Raw genomic sequence first — 17068 nt, 5'->3', positions numbered from 1 at the left:
CAACGGGTGGAGGCCTTCGGGCCTCCACCCCCACCCCCCCCAGTTCCACCCCCACACCCCCTCGTCGGTATGTGCCGAAACGGAGAAACCCCTCATGTTCACGAAGTCCTGGCAGCGTCCGATCATCCTGGTCACGGCCTCTCTGGCCCTCGTCACCGGTACGGCGTGCGCCGCGCAGGCGTCGCAGTCCCACACCCCCACGAACATCAGCGCCTCGGCCCCGGCCGACACGCCCGAACACTGCATCGGATTCGGCGCAGGCGGCAAGGGCGGAGAGGGCGGCAAGGGCGGCCGGGGCGGCGAGCCCGGTCAGCCGGGTGAGCCCGGCCAGCCCGGCGGGGTCGGCTGCTTCAAGTTCGAGGACCTGCCCGACAAGCCGAAGGCGGATCTGACGGTGGTCGACAAGGTGCGCATCGTGCTCATCGTGCTGGCGGCCGACGACCCGGAGGAGACCACGAAGAAGATCTCCGAGAAGTACAAGATCACGGACGAGCAGATCGACACCTGGAAGAAGTACTACGTCGACGGCGACTGGTTCGCCCTGATGTCGGACGACGTCCGCTCTTGAGTCCTCAGTGCCCCGGTCCGTAAAAGGGCCGGGGCGCCGGCAGAACGAATTCCAGGCAAAGGGAGAATCTCATGCGCACGCGATCCACGAAGTTTCGGCTCGGTCTCATCATTTCGGCGACTCTGATCGGCGCGGGTGCGATGGCACCGGTCGCCACGGCGGCCCCCGCACCGTCCGTCCGGACGGTCTCCGCCTCCGCCTTCGCCGGCAGCGACGCGAATCCGGGCGGGGCCCGGTTCGACGGCCGGGCGGTGCTCGACGGAGTCAAGGTGGACAAGGGCAGTGTCCGAGTCGGCGACCGGGTCTGTGCGGGCAGCTGCGAGGGATCGGTGAACGGCACCAAGGGCGGCAAGGGTGGTATCTGTGCCGGTCTGTGCAACGGGAGCGCCAACGGTGGCACCGGCGTCACGGGCGTGCCGGGCGGTACCGGTGGCACCGGCGGCAAGGGCGGTATCTGCGCCGGGACGTGCAACGGCAGCGCCAACGGAGGCACCGGCGGTACCGGCGGGGTCGCACTGCCCGGCGGTGACGGCGGCAAGGGCGGCACCGGCGGCGAGGGCGGCATCTGCTTCGGCTTCGGCTGCGGGACCACCGGCGGCTTCGGCGGCAACGGCGGCGCCGGCGGCAGCGACGACGACTGACCGCCATGGACCGCGGCGCGCACCGGGACCGGCTCCCTTCGGGGACCGGTCCCGGTGCGCGTGCGTGTCCGTGTCGGTGTCGGTACCGTCCCCGCCGCCCGACGGGGCGGCGCGCGGGTGGGCCGCTCGATAGACTTCCAGGTATGGAAGAGCGGCCTGCCGCGTCCGGTGGCGCCACCCGGCGGGGTGAGGGGGGCGTCCGATGAGCGAGGCGTCCAACCTCAGCGTGTACGCCGGCCGTGCCTCGGGCCTCATCGGCAAGCAGATCGCGGGCTACCGGGTGGAGCGCATGATCGGCCGCGGCGGCATGGCCGTCGTCTACTGCGCGAAGGACCTGCGCCTGGACCGTACGGTCGCGCTCAAGCTGATCGCCCCCGAGCGCGCCCGCGACGAGACCTTCCGCCGCCGCTTCACACACGAATCGCGGGTGGCCGCGTCGATCGACCACCCGCACATCGTGCCCATCTTCGAAGCCGGCGAGACCGACGGCGTCCTCTACATCGCCATGCGCTACGTCTCCGGCCTGGACCTGCGCGCGCTGCTGGACCGCGAGGGGCCGCTGCCCGTGGCGACCGCCCTGCGCATCGCCGCCCAGGTGGCATCGGCGCTCGACGCGGCCCATGACCACGATCTGGTGCACCGGGACGTCAAGCCCGGCAACATCCTGGTCGCCGCGGGCACCGACAGCGAGCATCCCGAGCACATCTACCTCACGGACTTCGGGCTGACGAAGAAGTCGCTGGCGCTGACCGGGTTCACCACGGACGGAGAGTTCGTCGGCACGCTCGACTACATGGCGCCGGAACAGATCTCCGGCAGGCCGGTGGACGGCAGGTGCGATCTCTACAGCCTGGCGTGCGTGGTCTACGAGACCCTCGCCGGCGGGCCGCCCTTCCAGCGCGAGGAGGACGCGGCGCTGCTGTGGGCGCACCAGTACGACCCCCCGCCCCCACTGACGGAACGGCGCCCGGGAATCGCTCCCGCCGCCGCCGATGTACTGACCAAGGCCCTGTCCAAGGTGCCGGAGGACCGCTACGGGTCCTGCCTCGAATTCGTGGCCGCCCTGCGCGACGCCACGGGAGGCGGAGCCGGCCGTTACGCCGATCCGCCGTCGCGCCGCGATGCCCGTCCCCCCGGTGTCCCGGGGAGCTCCGCGCCCCCGCGGGAGCCCCCGCTCTGGGCCCGGCCGGTCTTCTACGGCCTGTCCGGCGGTTCTTAGTCCTCAGACGAGAAACGCCCGCCCCGCCCGTTACGGGCGGGGCGGGCGTTTCGTCGCCGCGGTCGTCACAGTCCCATCGAGATGGCCAGTCGGGTCATCTCGGCCGTGGTGCTGATGTTCAGCTTGGCGCGGATGCGGCGCAGGTACGCGTCGACGGTGTGCTTGGAGAGGCCCATCTGGCGAGCCGTCTGCAGGTAGGTGCAGCCTGCGGCGATGTGTCGCAGTGCCTCCTGCTCGCGCGGGGCGAGGGTGGGGGTGGTGGTCTCGGTCTGCGGGGCGACGAGGGTGAGGCTCATGATTTCCTCCGACGGATCGGCCTGGTCATCACTGCTCACGTCCTCGGAAGCAGGGGACGTATACCGGAATGTCGGTGTTTGTCCCTGATAAAGAGCTTGTCGGCGGGACTTCATGGAGCTGTCCGCCGACTGTCACAGGCGCGTCACAGGGAACATTTCAGTGCATGTCGCCCAGCCTCGTACGCGTCCTCAGTACTCGGTGAGGGACTGCTCGGCCCAGATGGTCTTGCCGATGGCCGCGTGCCGGGTGCCCCAGCGCTCGGCGAGCTGGGCGACCAGCAGCAGGCCCCGCCCGCCCTCGTCGAAGGTCCGGGCCCGCCGCATGTGCGGAGCGGTACTGCTCGCGTCGGAGACCTCGCAGATCAGGGTGCTGTTCTTCTCGTGGATCAGCCGCAGCTGGATGGGCGGCTGGCCGTACCTGATCGCGTTGGTGACCAGCTCACTGACCAGGAGCTCGGTGACGAAGGCGGCCTCCTCCAGCCCCCAGGCCGTCAGCTGGTCGGTGGTCTGACGCCGGGCCGTGGCGACCACCGAGGGGTCGGAATCCAGGTCCCAGACGACGACCTGGTCGGCGTGCAGGCTCCGGGTCCGGGCGACGAGCAGGGCGACGTCGTCGTCCGGGCGGTGCGACAGCATGGCCGTCAGCACGCGGTCGCACACCGCGTCCAGCGTGTCCGCGGGCCGGACCAGGGCCGCGAACATGCTGTCCAGCGCCTCGTCGATGTCGTGGTCGCGGGCCTGCAGCAGACCGTCGGTGTACAGCGCGAGGATGCTGCCCTCGGGCAGTTCGACCTCGAGCGTCTCGAAGGGCAGGCCGCCCAGGCCCAGCGGGGGACCGGCCGGGACGTCCAGGAGGTACACGGAGCCCTCGGGGGAGACCACGGCGGGCGGCGGGTGGCCGGCCCGGGCGACCGTGCAGCGGCGGATGACCGGGTCGTAGACCACGTAGAGGCAGGTGGTGCCGATGCCGCCGGCCGTCTCCCCGCCGGACTCCTGGTCGCCCTCGTCGGCCGACAGGTGGATGACGAGGTCGTCGAGGTGGGTGAGCAGCTCGTCGGGCCCCAGGTCGACATCGGCCAGGGTGCGTACGGCGGTGCGCAGCCGCCCCATGGTGGCCGTGGCCCGGATGCCGTGGCCGACGACGTCCCCCACGACCAGCGCCACCCGGGCGCCCGACAGCGGGATCACGTCGAACCAGTCGCCGCCCACACCGGCCTCACCGGCCGCGGGCAGGTAGCGGGACGCGATCTCCAGCGCGGCCTGGTCGGGCAGCGTGTGCGGGAGCAGGCTGCGCTGCAGGGTCATCGTCGTCGTGTGCTCGCGGCCGGACCGGTACGCGTTGCGGATCCCGGCCGCCGCGCGGGCCGTGAGCTCTCCGGCCACCCGGAGGTCCTCCGGCTGGAAGGGCTCCCGGCGCCGGTGGCGGCTGAAGACGGCCACACCGAGCGTGGCCCCGCCGGCCCGCATCGGCACCACCATGACCGAGTGGGCCCCGTACTCCCCGATCCAGGCGGCTCCGGGATCCTCGGCCGCCCACCGGGCGAGGGCCGGGTCCGCGTCCCCGTACACGGCGCCGTGCCCCTCGACCAGCGCTGCCACGGGTGGCGACAGCGGCGGATAGCTGGTCGTGTCCCCGACGGCGACGCTGGACTCGGGGGTTCCGTCGAGGACCGACCGCGCCGCGGCGCGGCACACGGCCACCGGCCCGTCAGCCGGAACCGGGGACGGTTCGTCACCGCGGGGGAGCGGTTCCAGCAGGTCGACGACCGCGAAATCGGCGAACCGGGGGACGGCGGCGTCGGCCAGCTCCTGCGCGGTGCGGACGCTGTCCAGCGTGGTCCCGATGGGCGCGGCGGCGACCTCGTCCGTCAGCAGCATCTGGTGCTGGACGCTCTCCACCCCGTTGCGGTCGTGCGCGGCAAGACACACGGCGTGCACCCGGCCGTCCGGGTCCCGCAACGGCGCGAGCGAGGTGGCCCAGCCGTGCTCCGCGTCGGCGCCCGTCGGGTGGACGAAGGCCTCCATGTACTGGGGCTCACCGGAGTCCAACGCCAGGCGCATCCGGCGCTCGGTCTCGTCGCTCACAGGATCCGGCGCGATCTCCGGCAGCCGTAGCCCCCGCATCTCGGCCTCCGTGAGGGAGAGCGTGCGTTCCATGCCGGTGTTCGCCCGTACCAGCCGCAGGTCCGCGTCGAAGATCGCCAGGAAGCAGGGGGACTGGGTGAACGCCCATTCCTTCAGCGGTTCCTCCCAGGGAGAGCGCTGCTCGGCCCCGACGGCGGACACCACGAACCACTTGGTGGTCCCGCCGCTGGACGTCCAGCGATGCGCGAGCAGCGCCACCTCCATGCGGTGACCGTCCCGGTGGCGCAGCGCCACCGTGCCGCTCCACCGCTCCTGCTCGGACGGCACCCGCCGCGCCGCGTCATTGAGGACATCGGCGAGCCGGTGGGCGGCCGGCAGCCCCACGACCTCGGACGGGACGTAGCCGAGCAGCCGGGTCGCGCCCTCGCTCCACTCGGTGACGATGCCCTGCTCGTTGATCGTCGCCGAGGCCGTGTAGGCCGACTCGAGGGGGGCGCCCGTCTCCGCGGGCCGCTCACCAGGAGAGGTGGGAACTTGCTCCATCGCCACTCATCTCGCCCTCGCTCGTTCCGCTGCCGCCGCCCCACGGGGACGTGCACGGCCAGGCGCTCCTCTGACCAGGATCATCCAGCCGGGCAAGGAGCACCAACGCAGTTCCGTCACGCGGGGCACTCAGCCGGCCGGCTGCGCGAGGACGAGGGCGAGCGCCGCGTCGTCCGCCCGCCACACCACCGCGCGGCGCCGTCCACCGAGGACGGGCGGCCGGAGGCCGAGGATCGGGATGCCGCGCGGAGCCGCGCCGAAGACCCCGCTCCGGTCGGCCTTGACCGCGGCCTCCTTCAGCGCCCAGGCCCCGGCCATGGCGTCGGACCGCTCCCCGCCGATGAGGGAGAGCTCCTCGGGCGACAGGAAATGGTCCGCGACCCGGCGTACGGCGTCGGCCGAGGCGAACTCGCACAGGTCCACCCCGACCGGTTGCGGCGCGAGCGCCGCGGCGACGTACCCGGGGGTGTGGCTGATGGAGAGGTGCAGGGCGGGTACCGGGCTGCCGCCGACGAGGACACGGGGGCTGCCGTCGTCCCGCGGGAGGACCTCCACGCCGTCCGCCGGCCCGGACACCGCCTCGCCCACCAGCCGCTTCGCGAGCAGCCGGCCGGCCGTCCACTCGGCCTGCCGCCAGGCCGGCAGCGAGCCGAGCACGCGCCGCTCGGCCGGTGAGAGCTGCGGAGCCCGCCGCAGCTCGTGGGCCCGGGCCACGATCAGGCGGGCCCCGCCCCACCGGTGCACCCGGCCTGCCGTGATCGGCGGGAGGACGGCGTCCACGGCGGCGGTGGCGGTCATGAGACCGGGGACGATTCGAGGAGCGGCAGCTCGCGCGCCAGCGCGGCCACGGCACGGCGGATCTGGCCGGGGGTGTGGTCGTAGGTGATGAAGAACCGCAGCCGGGCCAGTTCCTCCGGTACGGCCGGATGGAGGATGGGGTTGACGCTGATGCCCTGCCGGAACAGGGCCTCCGCGAGCCGCAGCGTCTTCAGCGAATCCCCGACGATGCACGGCACGACCGGCGTGTCATGGCTGTCCCCGGTGTTGATGCCCGCCTCGCGGGCGAGGTGGACGAAGAGCGCCGCGTTCTCCGAGAGCCGTGCCACCCGCTGCGGTTCGGCCCGCAGCATGCGCAGGGCGGTCAGCGAGGCCGCGGTGTCGGCCGGGGTCATGCCGGCGCTGTAGACGAAGCCCGGCACGGTGTAGCGCAGGTACTCCACGACCGGGCGGCTCCCCGCGACGTAGCCGCCGCAGCTCGCCAGCGCCTTCGACAGCGTGCCCGACCACAGGTCGACGGCCGGGCGGTCGATGCCGTAGTACTCGCCGATACCGCGGCCCGTCCGGCCGATCGTCCCGATGCTGTGCGCCTCGTCGATCATCAGCAGCGCGCCGTGCCGGCGCTTGACGTCGACGAGGGCGGGCAGGTCGGCTATGTCCCCGTCCATGCTGTAGACGCCTTCGACGACGACGAGCACCCGCCGGTACTGGTCGCGGACCTGCGCCAGCAGGGTGTCGAGGGCGGTGGCGTCGTTGTGGGGGAAGGGACGCCGGGTCGCGCCGGACAGTCTGCACCCCTGCAGGATGCTGTCGTGCGCGAGGGAGTCGTGGACGATGAGGTCCCCGGGTCCGACGAGGTGGCCGATCACGGTGACGTTGGTGGCATGGCCGTTGGCCAGGGTGACCGCCGCCTCGCATCCGAGCAGCTCGGCGATCTCCCTCTCGAGTTCCAGGTGGAGCGGACGGCTGCCGGAGAGCAGCCGGCTGGCGGAGACCGAGGTGCCGCAGCGCTCTATCGCCTCGTGGGCCGCCTCGCTGACCTGCGGGTGGGTCGCCATGCCCAGGTAGTTGTAGCTGGAGAAGGAGAGGAGCTCCCGGCCGTCGATGACGGTGGTGTCCGTCAGCGCGCCCTCATGGACGAGGAAGTACGGATTGGCCAGTCCCAGCCCGGAGAGGGTGGCGATGCGCTCGGCGTGGGCGGTGACCTCCGGGAAGCACTCGATCCGTGTGTGCTCCTCGGGCGGCGGCGCGGCCCCCGCCGGGTCGGCGGGCGGCGGTGCCGGGGCCTCCTCGGCCGCGGAGCGCTGCTCGGGGACCGGAGCCGGCCCGGTGTCGCCGCAGTCGCGCGCGATCATCGCGGCGATCCCCGCGACGGTCGGCCGGTCGGTGGCCGTCTCGTCGCGGGTCCACTGCGGCCACTCCCGCGCGAGGGAGGAGAAGAGGTCGGTCAGCATCAGCGAGTCGAAGCCGAGGTCGTCGATCAGCAGCTGGTCGTCGCGCAGCCGGTCCACGGGGAACGCGCTGACCCGGGCCACGTGCGCGAGCACGGACTCCGTGACCGTGGTGGTGCCCCCGGGCGGCTGCGCCGGGGCGGCCCCGGCCGCACGGGGGGCGACGGAGCCCGCGGCCCGGTTCCGCTCGGGGAGGGTTTCGGCGAGGCGGGCCAGCAGCGCCGCCTCCGCGGCCGGGTTCGGCGCGGGGAGGGTCTCGGCGAGGCGGGCGAGCAGCGCCGTCTGCCGCTGGACCAGCTGGAGCAGTTCGTCCATCGGGTGGGGCGGAGCGGCGTTCATCGTGGTCTCCTCGGGGGATACGGGGCGGGACGGGTCCAGGGGCCGGCGGGAGGGGACGGAGGGTGCGGAGGGGGCGGAGGCGCGGGTCGTCCCCGGGCGCCGGCGGGGCATCCAGTAGGACTGGGTGGCGAGCTTGGCCACCGGCAGGTCGAGCAGTCGGCGTTCCTCCCGGGGAACCAGGGCGCGCGGGTCGACCGGGGCGCCCAGGACCGCGAGCCGGGCGAGGGCCCGTACGAAGCTCCGGCCGCCGTCCGGCGCCACTCCGGTGACGGGGACGACGTGGATGTCGCCGTGGTCGGTGAGGTTGCGGCGGACCGAGGTCAGCAGCGAGTTGCCGCCGGTCATCTGGAGGAAGATCCGGGCCCCCCGGTCGTACGCGGTGCGCACGGCTTCGGCGAACCGCACCGGCGCGGACGCGTGCCGGGCCCACAGCTCGCGCAGCCGCTCCGGGTCGGCGCAGACCTCCGCGTTCACGGACGAGACGAACGGCAGGACGGGGCCGCTGACGGGGCGGTCGGCGAGGTCCGTGCGCATCCTCTCGTCGGCGGCGGCGAGCCGCGGCGAGTGGAAGGCGTTCGACACGTCGAGCGCCACCGTGACGACCCCCGCCTCGGCGCAGGCCCGGCGCATGGCGTCGAGCCCGTGCGGCGTACCGCTGACCACGACCTGCCGCGGCTGGTTGAAGCAGGCGAGCCACACGTCGTCGATGCCGTCCACGAGGCGGCGGCAGGTCTCCTTGTCGGTCTGTACGGCGAGCATCCCGCCGCGCAGGCCGCTCTCGGCCTCCCGGAGGGCCGCGCCCCGGTGCACCAGCAGCCGTACGGTCTCCTCGTCGGTGAGGGCGCCGGCCGCGGCGGCCGCGGCGAACTCCCCGACGCTGTGGCCGAGGACCAGGTCGGGAGCGATGCCGAAACCGGCGAGGAGCCGGGTGGCGGCGATCTGGACGGTTCCCAGCAGCGGCTGGCACACCTCGGTGGAGGCGAGTCGGTGCCCGGTCTCCCCGTCCTCGTCCCCGGCGGTCGCCGCCCCGCCGTACAGCAGGTCGGCGATGTCGAAGCCGGCGGCCTCGCGGGCCGCGGCGCCGAGGCCGTCGACGGTCGCCCGGAAGCCGGGGAACCGCTCGTGCAGGTCCCGCATCATGCCGGGCCGCTGGCTGCCCTGGCCGGGGAAGAGGAAGGCGAGTCGGCGCCGCTCGGCAGGCAGCGGGGCGTCGGCGGCGAAGGCGTCGTCCCCGAGGTCGCCCCGCTCGCCCTCGACGAGCTGCTCGCGGGCGTGGCGCAGCCGCCGGACGAAGGACTCCGTGTCGTCGGCCACGATCGCGAGCCGGGCCGTCAGCGGCCGGCGGGAGCCGAGGGTATGGGCCACGGCTGCCAGCGGGGCGGGGTCCGCCGTGTCGAGTGCGTCGAGAACGTCGCCGATGTGCTGGTCCAGGAGTTCGGGACTGCCCGCCGAGAGCAGGACGAACCGAGGGCCGGTGCCGGGGGCGGGCCCGGTGGCAGGGGCGGGGGCGGGCCGCTCCTCCAGGACCACGTGGACGTTCGTCCCGCCGAAGCCGAACGAGCTGACGGCGGCCCGGCACGCAGTGCCCGAGTCCGGAAAGGGCCGCGAGGTGTCGGCGATGCGCAGGCCCGCGGCGTCGATGCCCAGGCCCGGGTGCGGGGCGGTCCGCGGCTGCGGAACGATCGTCCGGTGGTGGACGACCAGGGCCGTCTTGATCAGTCCGGCGATCCCCGCGGCGGACAGCGAGTGCCCGATGAGGGCCTTGCCCGCGCCGACGTAGCACAGCGAGGGGTCGTCGTCGGGGTACTCGGTGCGCAGCCGCCGCAGCGCCTCCACCTCGGCGCGGTCGCCGGTGGCGGTGCCGGTCCCGTGGGCCTCCAGGAAGCCGACCGTGGACGGGGCGACCCCCGCGTCGTCGTAGGCCCGGCGCATGGCGCGCAGCTGGCCCTCGGGAGCGGGTGCCAGGGGGCCGGGGGACGTGCCGTCGTTGGCGGAGCCGATGCCCTTGATCACCGCGTAGACCCGGTCGCCCGCGGCGAGCGCGTCGGCGAGCGGCCGGACGACGACGGCGCCGGCGCCCTCACCGAGAACGAAACCGTCGGCCCCCTCGTCGAAGGGGCGGCACACCCCGGTGGGGGACAGTGCCCGCAGCGTGGAGAAACCGATCAGGCTGTCGGGGGTGAGATTGAGGTACACGCCGCCGACGACGGCGATCCGGCAGCTGCCCTGGCGCAGTTGGGCCATGGCCTGGTCCAGGGCGACGAGCGAGCCGGAGCAGGCGGCGTCGACGGCGAAGCTGGGCCCGCCGAGGTCGAAGTGCCGGCTGACGGTGCCGGGGGCCATGTTGAGCAGGCTCCCCGGCAGGCTGAAGGGCTGTACGGTGCCGAGCGATCCCGCGTGGTCCTTGACGGCGTCGAGGAGGCCGCCGGGGTCCGTCTCCGCCTGCCGTGCGTCCTCGGCCAGGGCGATGGCCCGGATGGGGGCCGACATGAGGTCCTTGTAGTCGGACACAGACATTCCGCAGAAGACCCCGGTGTTCTCCCGGTCGAAGTCGCCCCGGCCCAGCCCCGCGTCGTCGAGGGCCTCGCGGGTGACGTCCAGCAGCAGCCGGTGCTGCGGGTCCATGGCCCGGGCGCGAGCGGGCGGTACGCCGTAGTGCAGGGCGTCGAAGCGGTCCACGTCCTCCAGGAAGGCGACCTGGTCGGTGTACGCGGCATGGGGCGCGGACGGATTCCCGGGTTCGTGGAAGGTCTCGTGGTTCCAGCGCTCCTTCGGAACGGCGGAGAACTGCCGTTCCCCGCTCAGCAGGAGCTTCCAGTAGGCGCTGATGTCGGGAGCGCCCGGGAAGCGGCAGCCGAGTCCGGTGATGGCGATGTCGGTCATGGGAGTTCTTCCTTGTCATGAGGAGGGTGCGGGAGACGACGGGTACGGGAGGGACGGATGCGCGACGGAGGTCAGTGCCGGGCGCGGGCCGGGGTCCGCGGGGCGGGGCGGGCCGCGGGACACCTGCGGACGGGGGCCGGAGGCGGACGGGACGCCGGGAGCGGCTCCCCGGGCCGGACGGGACGCGGAGCCCACCAGTTCAGGCCGCCCGCCAGGCGCATGAGCGCAGGTACGAGGACACCCCGTACGAGCGTGGCGTCGAGGAGGACGCCGAGGCCCGCACCGATCCCGAAGAACTGCAGGAGGGAGACCTGCGAGGTGCCGAAGCTCAGGAGGGTGAAGGCGAGCAGCGCGCCGGCGGTGGTGACGATCCCGCCCGTGCGGGCCATGCCCGTGACGATCGAGCGGGCGTTGTCCTGCCCGGCCTCGTGCGCCTCCTTGATGCGCGCGAGGACGAACACCTCGTAGTCCACCGAGAGCCCGAAGACGATGCAGAACAGCAGGACCGGCATGGTCGTGCTGAGGGGTCCCGGGGTGAAGCCGAGCAGCTGGTGCAGATGACCCGACTGGAAGACCCACACCATGGCCCCGAGGACGGCCGCGAGGCTCAGCGCGTTCAGCGCGATGGCCTTCAGCGGCAGCAGCAGACTGCGCGTGAAGCCGAGCAGCAGCGCGAAGGTCGTCAGCGAGATCAGCGCGAGCGCCCACGGGATCCGGTCGCCGACGGTGGCCTTGGCGTCGACGAGGACCGCGCTCGGGCCGCCGACGAGGACCTCGGTGTCCGCGGGGGCGGGGATCGCGCGGATGTCGTGGACGAGCCGCTGGGCGGCGTGCGACCGGGGGTCGACCAGCGGCACCACGGAGAGCCGGACCGGGCCCTCGGCGGCGGGCCGGGTAGCGGCCCCGGCCGGGCCCGGGACCGCTGCCCGCTGCCCGTACCGGAAGCCGCCGTCGGCTCCCACGACCTGGGCGACCTGCGGGAACGCGGACAGGCGACGGGCGTACGCCACCCGCTCCGGCGCGGGGACCTCGCCCGTGGTGACGACCGTCAGCGCACCGGAGCCCTTCATGTCGAAGCGGTCGCGCACCAGGTCGCCGGCCTGCCGGGCGGCCGCGCCGGGCGGCAGCGCCCGGTCGTCGGGGGTGGCGAAGTCGGCGTGCGCGAAGGGCGCGGCGAGCAGCGCCAGCAGGCCGATCACCGGCAGCGCCGCGATCAGCGGGCGGCGTACGACGATCCGCGCCAGCCCCTCCCAGAACCCGGACCGGGAGCCGGAGCGGACCCGGCGGCGCCACGGCACGGCCCAGGCGTTCACCCGCTTGCCGAGCAGTGCGAGCAGGGCGGGCAGTACGGTCACGGCGCTCACCGCCGCGATCGCCACGACGGCGATGCCCGCGTAGGCGAAGGAGCGCAGGAAGTACGGCGGGAACACCAACAGCGTGGCGAGCGCGGCGGAGACCGTCGCGGCACTGAAGACGATCGTGTGGCCCGCCGTGCGCACGGTCCGTACGGCGGCGGTGCTCGGAAGGAATCCGGCGGCCAGCTCCTCACGGAACCGCGAGACGACCAGCAGTCCGTAGTCGATGCCCAGCCCGAGGCCGAGCGCCGTGGTGAGGTTCAGTGCGAACACGGACACGTCGGTGATCCGGCCGAGGACGCTCAGGACCAGCAGCGTCCCGGTGACGGCGAGGACCCCGATCAGCAGCGGCAGGGCCGCGGCGACCACACTGCCGAACACCAGGACCAGCAGGATCAGGGTGCCCGGCAGGACGACGGACTCGGCCCGCTTCAGGTCGGACTCGGAGATGTCCTGGAGCTCGGCGTCGACGAGGGCGCTCCCCCCGGCGTGCACCGTCAGGGCCCCGTCGGCACCGGCCGGGCCGGCCAGCTCCGCGCGCAGCCGCCCGGCCCGCGCCGCGAGCTCCTCCCCCTCGCCGTCCACGTGCGCGAGCAGCATCGCCGCGCGGCCGTCGCGGCTGCGCAGTTCCGCCGCGCCGCCGGTCCAGTACGAGGTCACGGCGCTCACGTGGGGCTGCGCGGCGAGCCTGCCGGTGAGCTCCTCGCCCGCGCCGCGGGCGGCCGGGTCGTCCACGGAACGGCTGCCGCTCTGCGCCACCAGGACCAGGTTCGGGGAGGCGCCGAGGCGTTCGGCGGCCAGGTGCGCGGCGCGGCTGGACTCGGACCGCGGATCGTCGTACCCCTGCGTCTTCAGCCGTCCGGTCGCATCCATGCCGAAAACGACGGACAGGACGAGGAAGACGAGCGCGCCGACGAGGACGAGTCGGGGGTGACGGGTCACGAAGGCCCCTGCGCGGCGGAACATGGATGCCTCCGGTACGGACGGCGATTCGCTCCTGCTCGGGCGCAGGAAGGTCGATATCCACCGTGCCCGCGGGCGTGACGGGGCCGTAGTCCCGGCCATTCGTACCTTGACAGGAGGGGACGGGGACGTATCCCGAGCGCGTCGGCACGCAGGGTGACATTGCGTGCCCGCGGGTCACTCGATGTGGTGGGTCCGTGGTGGGAGTGGCGGCGCCGGGGTGCGTCCGGTGCGTCCGCCGCCGACTATGGGCGGCGTACCACCCCCACTGCCGTTGTCAGGAGCTCACCATGCTGGAGCGCAAACTGCGCAAGGACCACACCGAGGTCACCTTCATCCTGCCCGTCGACACCCCGCCGGGACCGGTCAGCGTGGTGGGCGACTTCAACGACTGGCAGCCCGGTGTCCACACCCTGGCCCGCCGCAAGGACGGCAAGCGGGCCGTGACCGTGGAGCTGCCCAGCAAGAGCACGCATTCCTTCCGGTACCTGGCGGCCGGGGACTACTGGTTCAACGACGAGAGCGCCGGGGACCAGGACGGTCCCAACAGTCGCCTGCACACCTGACGGCCGGCTCTCCCACAGACCGGTGCGCGCCCCGGCCATGGGCCGGGGCGCGTTTGTACGGCGCTGATCAAATGAAGTAAGGTTAGGCTAATCTAATCGATCAACAGTACATATTCTGGGGCGAGTTGGCGACCTCTCACTCCCGCGTGCCCGTTTTGTCTATCGACAGTGCGCCATGGAATCAGCTTAGCTTTGCCTAAGTTTCGGTCGCGGCTGCGTCGGCGTGCCGACCCGTCCGGGCGGTGGATCGAAGGGATGACGTAGAGCGACATGGGCACGATTGCAGTGGAACGCCCCGTGCCCAGGGGCGTGACGGAGGCCCGTCGGCGGCGGGTCGTGGGCTCGGTCGCCCTGGTGCTGGTCCTCCTGGCCGCCGTGGTGGTGTCGCTGGCCGTCGGCGCGCGGGCGCTGACCCCCGCGGAGGTGTGGCGCGGGTTATCGGCGGCGCCGGACCCCGACCAGCGGCTCACCGAGATACGGCTCATCGTGCGGACCGTACGGGTGCCGCGTACGGTGCTCGCGGTCGTGGCGGGCGTGGCCCTGGGGGTCGGCGGCGCGCTGATCCAGGGGTACACGCGCAATCCGATCGCCGACGCGGGCCTGCTGGGCGTGAACTCCGGCGCCTCCTTCGCCGTGGTGCTGGTGATCGCCCTGTTCGGGTTCGCGAGCCCCTTCCAGTACGTCTGGTTCGCCTTCCTGGGTGCCGCCGTCGCCGGAGTCGTGGTCTTCGGACTGGCGAGCATCGGCCGGGGGGCCGGCAATCCGCTGACCCTCGCGCTGGCCGGGCAAGGGGTCACGGTGTTCCTCGCCGCGATGACCACGGCGGTCGCGCTCTCCGACAAGGCCTCGCTGAACGCCCTGCGGTTCTGGAACGCGGGCTCCGTGGCCGGTGTCGGGTTCGACGTCATCTGGCCGGTGGTCGCGTTCATCGCCGTCGGGCTGGTGCTCGCGCTGATCACGCTGCCCGCCCTCAACCTGCTCAACCTCGGCGACGACGTCGCGCGGGGGCTGGGGGTGAACGTCGTGCTGAGCCGGACCGTCGGCATCGCCGCCATCACCCTGCTGGCGGGAGCCGCCACGGCGGCGTGCGGCCCCATCGCCTTCCTCGGTCTGATGGTGGCCCACCTGGCCCGGTACCTGACCGGGCCGGACTACCGCTGGCTGGTGCCGTACGCGGGCCTGCTCGGCGCCATCGTCCTGCTGGTCTGCGACATGGCGGGGCGCCTGCTGGTGCGGCCGGGGGAGCTGGACGCGGGGGTCGTCGTGGCCCTCCTCGGAGCCCCCTTCTTCGCGGCCCTGGTCTGGCGCGGAAAGTTCAAGAGCGCATGACCGGGACCGAGGTGAAGGCATTGGCACCGGTGACGCCGGGCGTACGGCTCGGTCCCGTCTCGTTCGTGTGGCGGCCGTGGGTCGTGTGCGTGACGCTGCTGCTGGCGGCGGCGACCTTCCTCGTGTTCTGCGTGTCCATGGGTGTGGGGGACTTCCCCATCGGCCTGTCGCGGGTGATGGCCACGGTCGTCGGCGGGGGCGAGCAGGTCGACAAGTTCGTGATCATGGACCTGCGGATGCCGCGCGCCCTGGCCGGGCTCGTCGTGGGCGTCGCGCTCGGGGTGTCCGGGGCGATCACCCAGTCGATCGCGCGCAATCCGCTGGCCAGCCCGGACATCCTGGGGATCACCGGGGGAGCCGGCGCGGTCGCGGTGTTCCTGGTGACGGTGTCGGGCGGGACCGCCGCGGCGGTCGTCGACTCCGTGGGCCTGTCGGGGGCGGCGCTCGCGGGCGGCCTCGGCACGGGTCTCCTCGTGTACTTCCTGGCGTGGCGGCGCGGGATCGACGGCTTCCGGCTCATCCTCATCGGCATCTCGGTGAGCGCCGTGATGGAGGCGGTCACGACCTGGCTGCTGGTCACGGCCGACATCAGGGACGTCGCGCGGGCCCAGGCCTGGCTGGTCGGCTCGCTGGACAACCGGTCGTGGGACGACGTGGGGGTGGCGCTGTGGTGCACCCTCGCCCTGATGGCCGTCGTGACGGTGGTCGCGTTCCAGTTCAAACCGCTGCACCTCGGCGACGACGTGGCCGCGGGCCTGGGCGTCCGGTACACGAGGGTGCGCGCGGTGCTGCTGCTGTGCGCGGTGCTGCTGGCCGGCGTGGCGGTGAGCGCGGCCGGTCCGGTTCCGTTCGTCGCGCTGGTGGCGCCCCAGGTGGCGATGCGGCTGGCGAAGTGCCCGACACCGCCGGTGGCGGCCTCCGGGCTGGTCGGAGCCCTGCTGCTGACCGGCGCGGACCTGGTCGCCCGTACGGCACTGCCGATCACCCTCCCCGTCGGGGTGGTGACCGCCGTGATCGGCGGCCCCTTCCTGATCCATCTGCTGGTGCGGGCCAACCTCCGCTAGCCGAGCTCCCCGCGGGCCTCCGGACCCTCGGACCCTCAGACCCAAGACCCTTCAGACATGCCTACTTCAGGGGGAGTTGTGGCCGTATCGCAGATCGCCGGGACCGAATCCGACGGGGACGAGGCCGTACGGCTGGCGGCCAGAGGAGTCACCGTCGGGTACGGCGGCCGGGTCGTCATCGACGACCTCCACGTCTCGATCCCGCCGCGGGTGATCACCACGATCATCGGCTCCAACGGGTGCGGGAAGTCGACCCTGTTGCGGACCCTGTCCCGGCTGCTCAAACCGACCAGCGGATCGGTCGTGCTGGACGGCGAGGACATAGGCCGGCTCAGGACCAGGGACGTGGCCAAGAGGCTCGGCCTGCTGCCGCAGGCTCCGGTGGCGCCGGACGGGCTCACGGTGGCCGACCTCGTCGCCAGGGGCCGCCATCCGCACCAGAGCTGGCTGCGGCAGTGGTCCTCCGACGACGCCGAGGTCGTGGCGCGGGCCCTGGCCATGACCGGGGTGTCCGACCTGGCCGACCGTCCGGTCGACGCGCTGTCCGGGGGGCAACGGCAGCGGGTCTGGATCTCGATGACGCTGGCTCAGGGCACCGACCTGCTGCTCCTGGACGAGCCGACCACCTATCTGGACCTGGCGCACGCGATCGACGTGCTCGACCTCGTGGACGACCTGCACGAGTCGGGGTGCACCGTGGTCCTGGTGCTGCACGACCTCAATCTGGCCACGCGCTACAGCGACAACCTCATCGTGATGAAGGCCGGTTCGATCCTCGCGCAGGGGCACCCCCGTGACGTGATCACCGCCGAGCTGTTGTACGAGGCGTTCGGCTTGCGCGCCAAGGTGATCGACGACCCGGTCGGGGACCGGCCGCTCATCGTGCCCATCGGGCGCGCCCACGTGCACACCTCATAGATCAAACAAAGTTACATCGCAAGTAAGGCTAGGCTAGCCTCACTTGAGCGCGGTAGGGTTTGCCTGCCCTC

At 72.9% G+C, this 17068-nt stretch carries 12 protein-coding genes; 7 read left to right on the top strand and 5 right to left on the bottom strand.

Annotation, left to right across the window (positions count from 1 at the left end; genetic code table 11):
• Window positions 1-94: 94 nt before the first annotated feature.
• The 3 genes from ACXNSR_RS06335 (at window position 95) to ACXNSR_RS06325 (ending at window position 2428) form a co-directional block, all read left to right on the top strand.
• Window positions 95-568: a hypothetical protein gene (locus ACXNSR_RS06335; protein ID WP_458641164.1), complete on the top strand. Its 474-nt coding sequence runs from the start codon at window positions 95-97 to the stop codon at window positions 566-568.
• Window positions 569-639: 71 nt separating this feature from the next.
• Window positions 640-1209 (top strand): hypothetical protein, encoded by a 570-nt coding sequence (locus ACXNSR_RS06330; RefSeq protein ID WP_458641163.1) that lies wholly within the window; start codon window positions 640-642, stop codon window positions 1207-1209.
• 202 nt (window positions 1210-1411) lie between these two features.
• Window positions 1412-2428: a serine/threonine-protein kinase gene (locus ACXNSR_RS06325; RefSeq protein ID WP_458641162.1), complete on the top strand. Its 1017-nt coding sequence runs from the start codon at window positions 1412-1414 to the stop codon at window positions 2426-2428.
• A 65-nt stretch (window positions 2429-2493) separates the two neighbouring features.
• Here ACXNSR_RS06325 and ACXNSR_RS06320 read toward each other — a convergent pair whose 3' ends face one another.
• From ACXNSR_RS06320 to ACXNSR_RS06300, 5 genes are all read right to left on the bottom strand, one after another.
• Window positions 2494-2724: a response regulator transcription factor gene (locus ACXNSR_RS06320; protein WP_458641161.1), complete on the bottom strand. Its 231-nt coding sequence runs from the start codon at window positions 2722-2724 to the stop codon at window positions 2494-2496.
• 189 nt (window positions 2725-2913) lie between these two features.
• On the bottom strand, window positions 2914-5352 hold the full coding sequence (locus ACXNSR_RS06315) for a SpoIIE family protein phosphatase (RefSeq protein ID WP_458641160.1): 2439 nt from the start codon (window positions 5350-5352) through the stop codon (window positions 2914-2916).
• Between the two features lie 129 nt (window positions 5353-5481).
• Window positions 5482-6150, bottom strand: a complete 669-nt coding sequence (locus tag ACXNSR_RS06310) for a 4'-phosphopantetheinyl transferase family protein (protein ID WP_458641159.1) — start codon at window positions 6148-6150, stop codon at window positions 5482-5484.
• Window positions 6147-10802: an aminotransferase class I/II-fold pyridoxal phosphate-dependent enzyme gene (locus tag ACXNSR_RS06305; protein ID WP_458641158.1), complete on the bottom strand. Its 4656-nt coding sequence runs from the start codon at window positions 10800-10802 to the stop codon at window positions 6147-6149. The genes ACXNSR_RS06310 and ACXNSR_RS06305 overlap by 4 nt, the downstream gene beginning before the upstream one ends.
• 71 nt (window positions 10803-10873) lie before the next feature.
• The gene (locus ACXNSR_RS06300; protein ID WP_458641157.1) at window positions 10874-13099 is read right to left on the bottom strand and encodes an MMPL family transporter; all 2226 of its coding nucleotides are present in this window, start codon (window positions 13097-13099) and stop codon (window positions 10874-10876) included.
• A gap of 311 nt (window positions 13100-13410) precedes the next feature.
• Between ACXNSR_RS06300 and ACXNSR_RS06295 the strand changes: the two genes are divergently transcribed.
• From ACXNSR_RS06295 to ACXNSR_RS06280, 4 genes are all read left to right on the top strand, one after another.
• Window positions 13411-13686 carry an isoamylase early set domain-containing protein gene (locus ACXNSR_RS06295; RefSeq protein WP_030009921.1) on the top strand — a complete coding sequence of 92 codons (276 nt, stop codon included), beginning with the start codon at window positions 13411-13413 and terminating at the stop codon, window positions 13684-13686.
• 270 nt (window positions 13687-13956) lie between these two features.
• Window positions 13957-15015: a FecCD family ABC transporter permease gene (locus tag ACXNSR_RS06290; RefSeq protein ID WP_458641156.1), complete on the top strand. Its 1059-nt coding sequence runs from the start codon at window positions 13957-13959 to the stop codon at window positions 15013-15015.
• Entirely contained in the window at window positions 15012-16079 is a 1068-nt protein-coding gene (locus ACXNSR_RS06285; RefSeq protein ID WP_458641155.1) for a FecCD family ABC transporter permease, read from the top strand. The genes ACXNSR_RS06290 and ACXNSR_RS06285 overlap by 4 nt, the downstream gene beginning before the upstream one ends.
• Window positions 16080-16136: 57 nt before the next feature.
• Window positions 16137-16997: an ABC transporter ATP-binding protein gene (locus ACXNSR_RS06280; RefSeq protein WP_458641154.1), complete on the top strand. Its 861-nt coding sequence runs from the start codon at window positions 16137-16139 to the stop codon at window positions 16995-16997.
• Window positions 16998-17068 lie beyond the last annotated feature (71 nt).

This window comes from Streptomyces sp. NC-S4, assembly GCF_054353315.1.
This window is presented reverse-complemented; position numbering and strand designations above follow the sequence as displayed.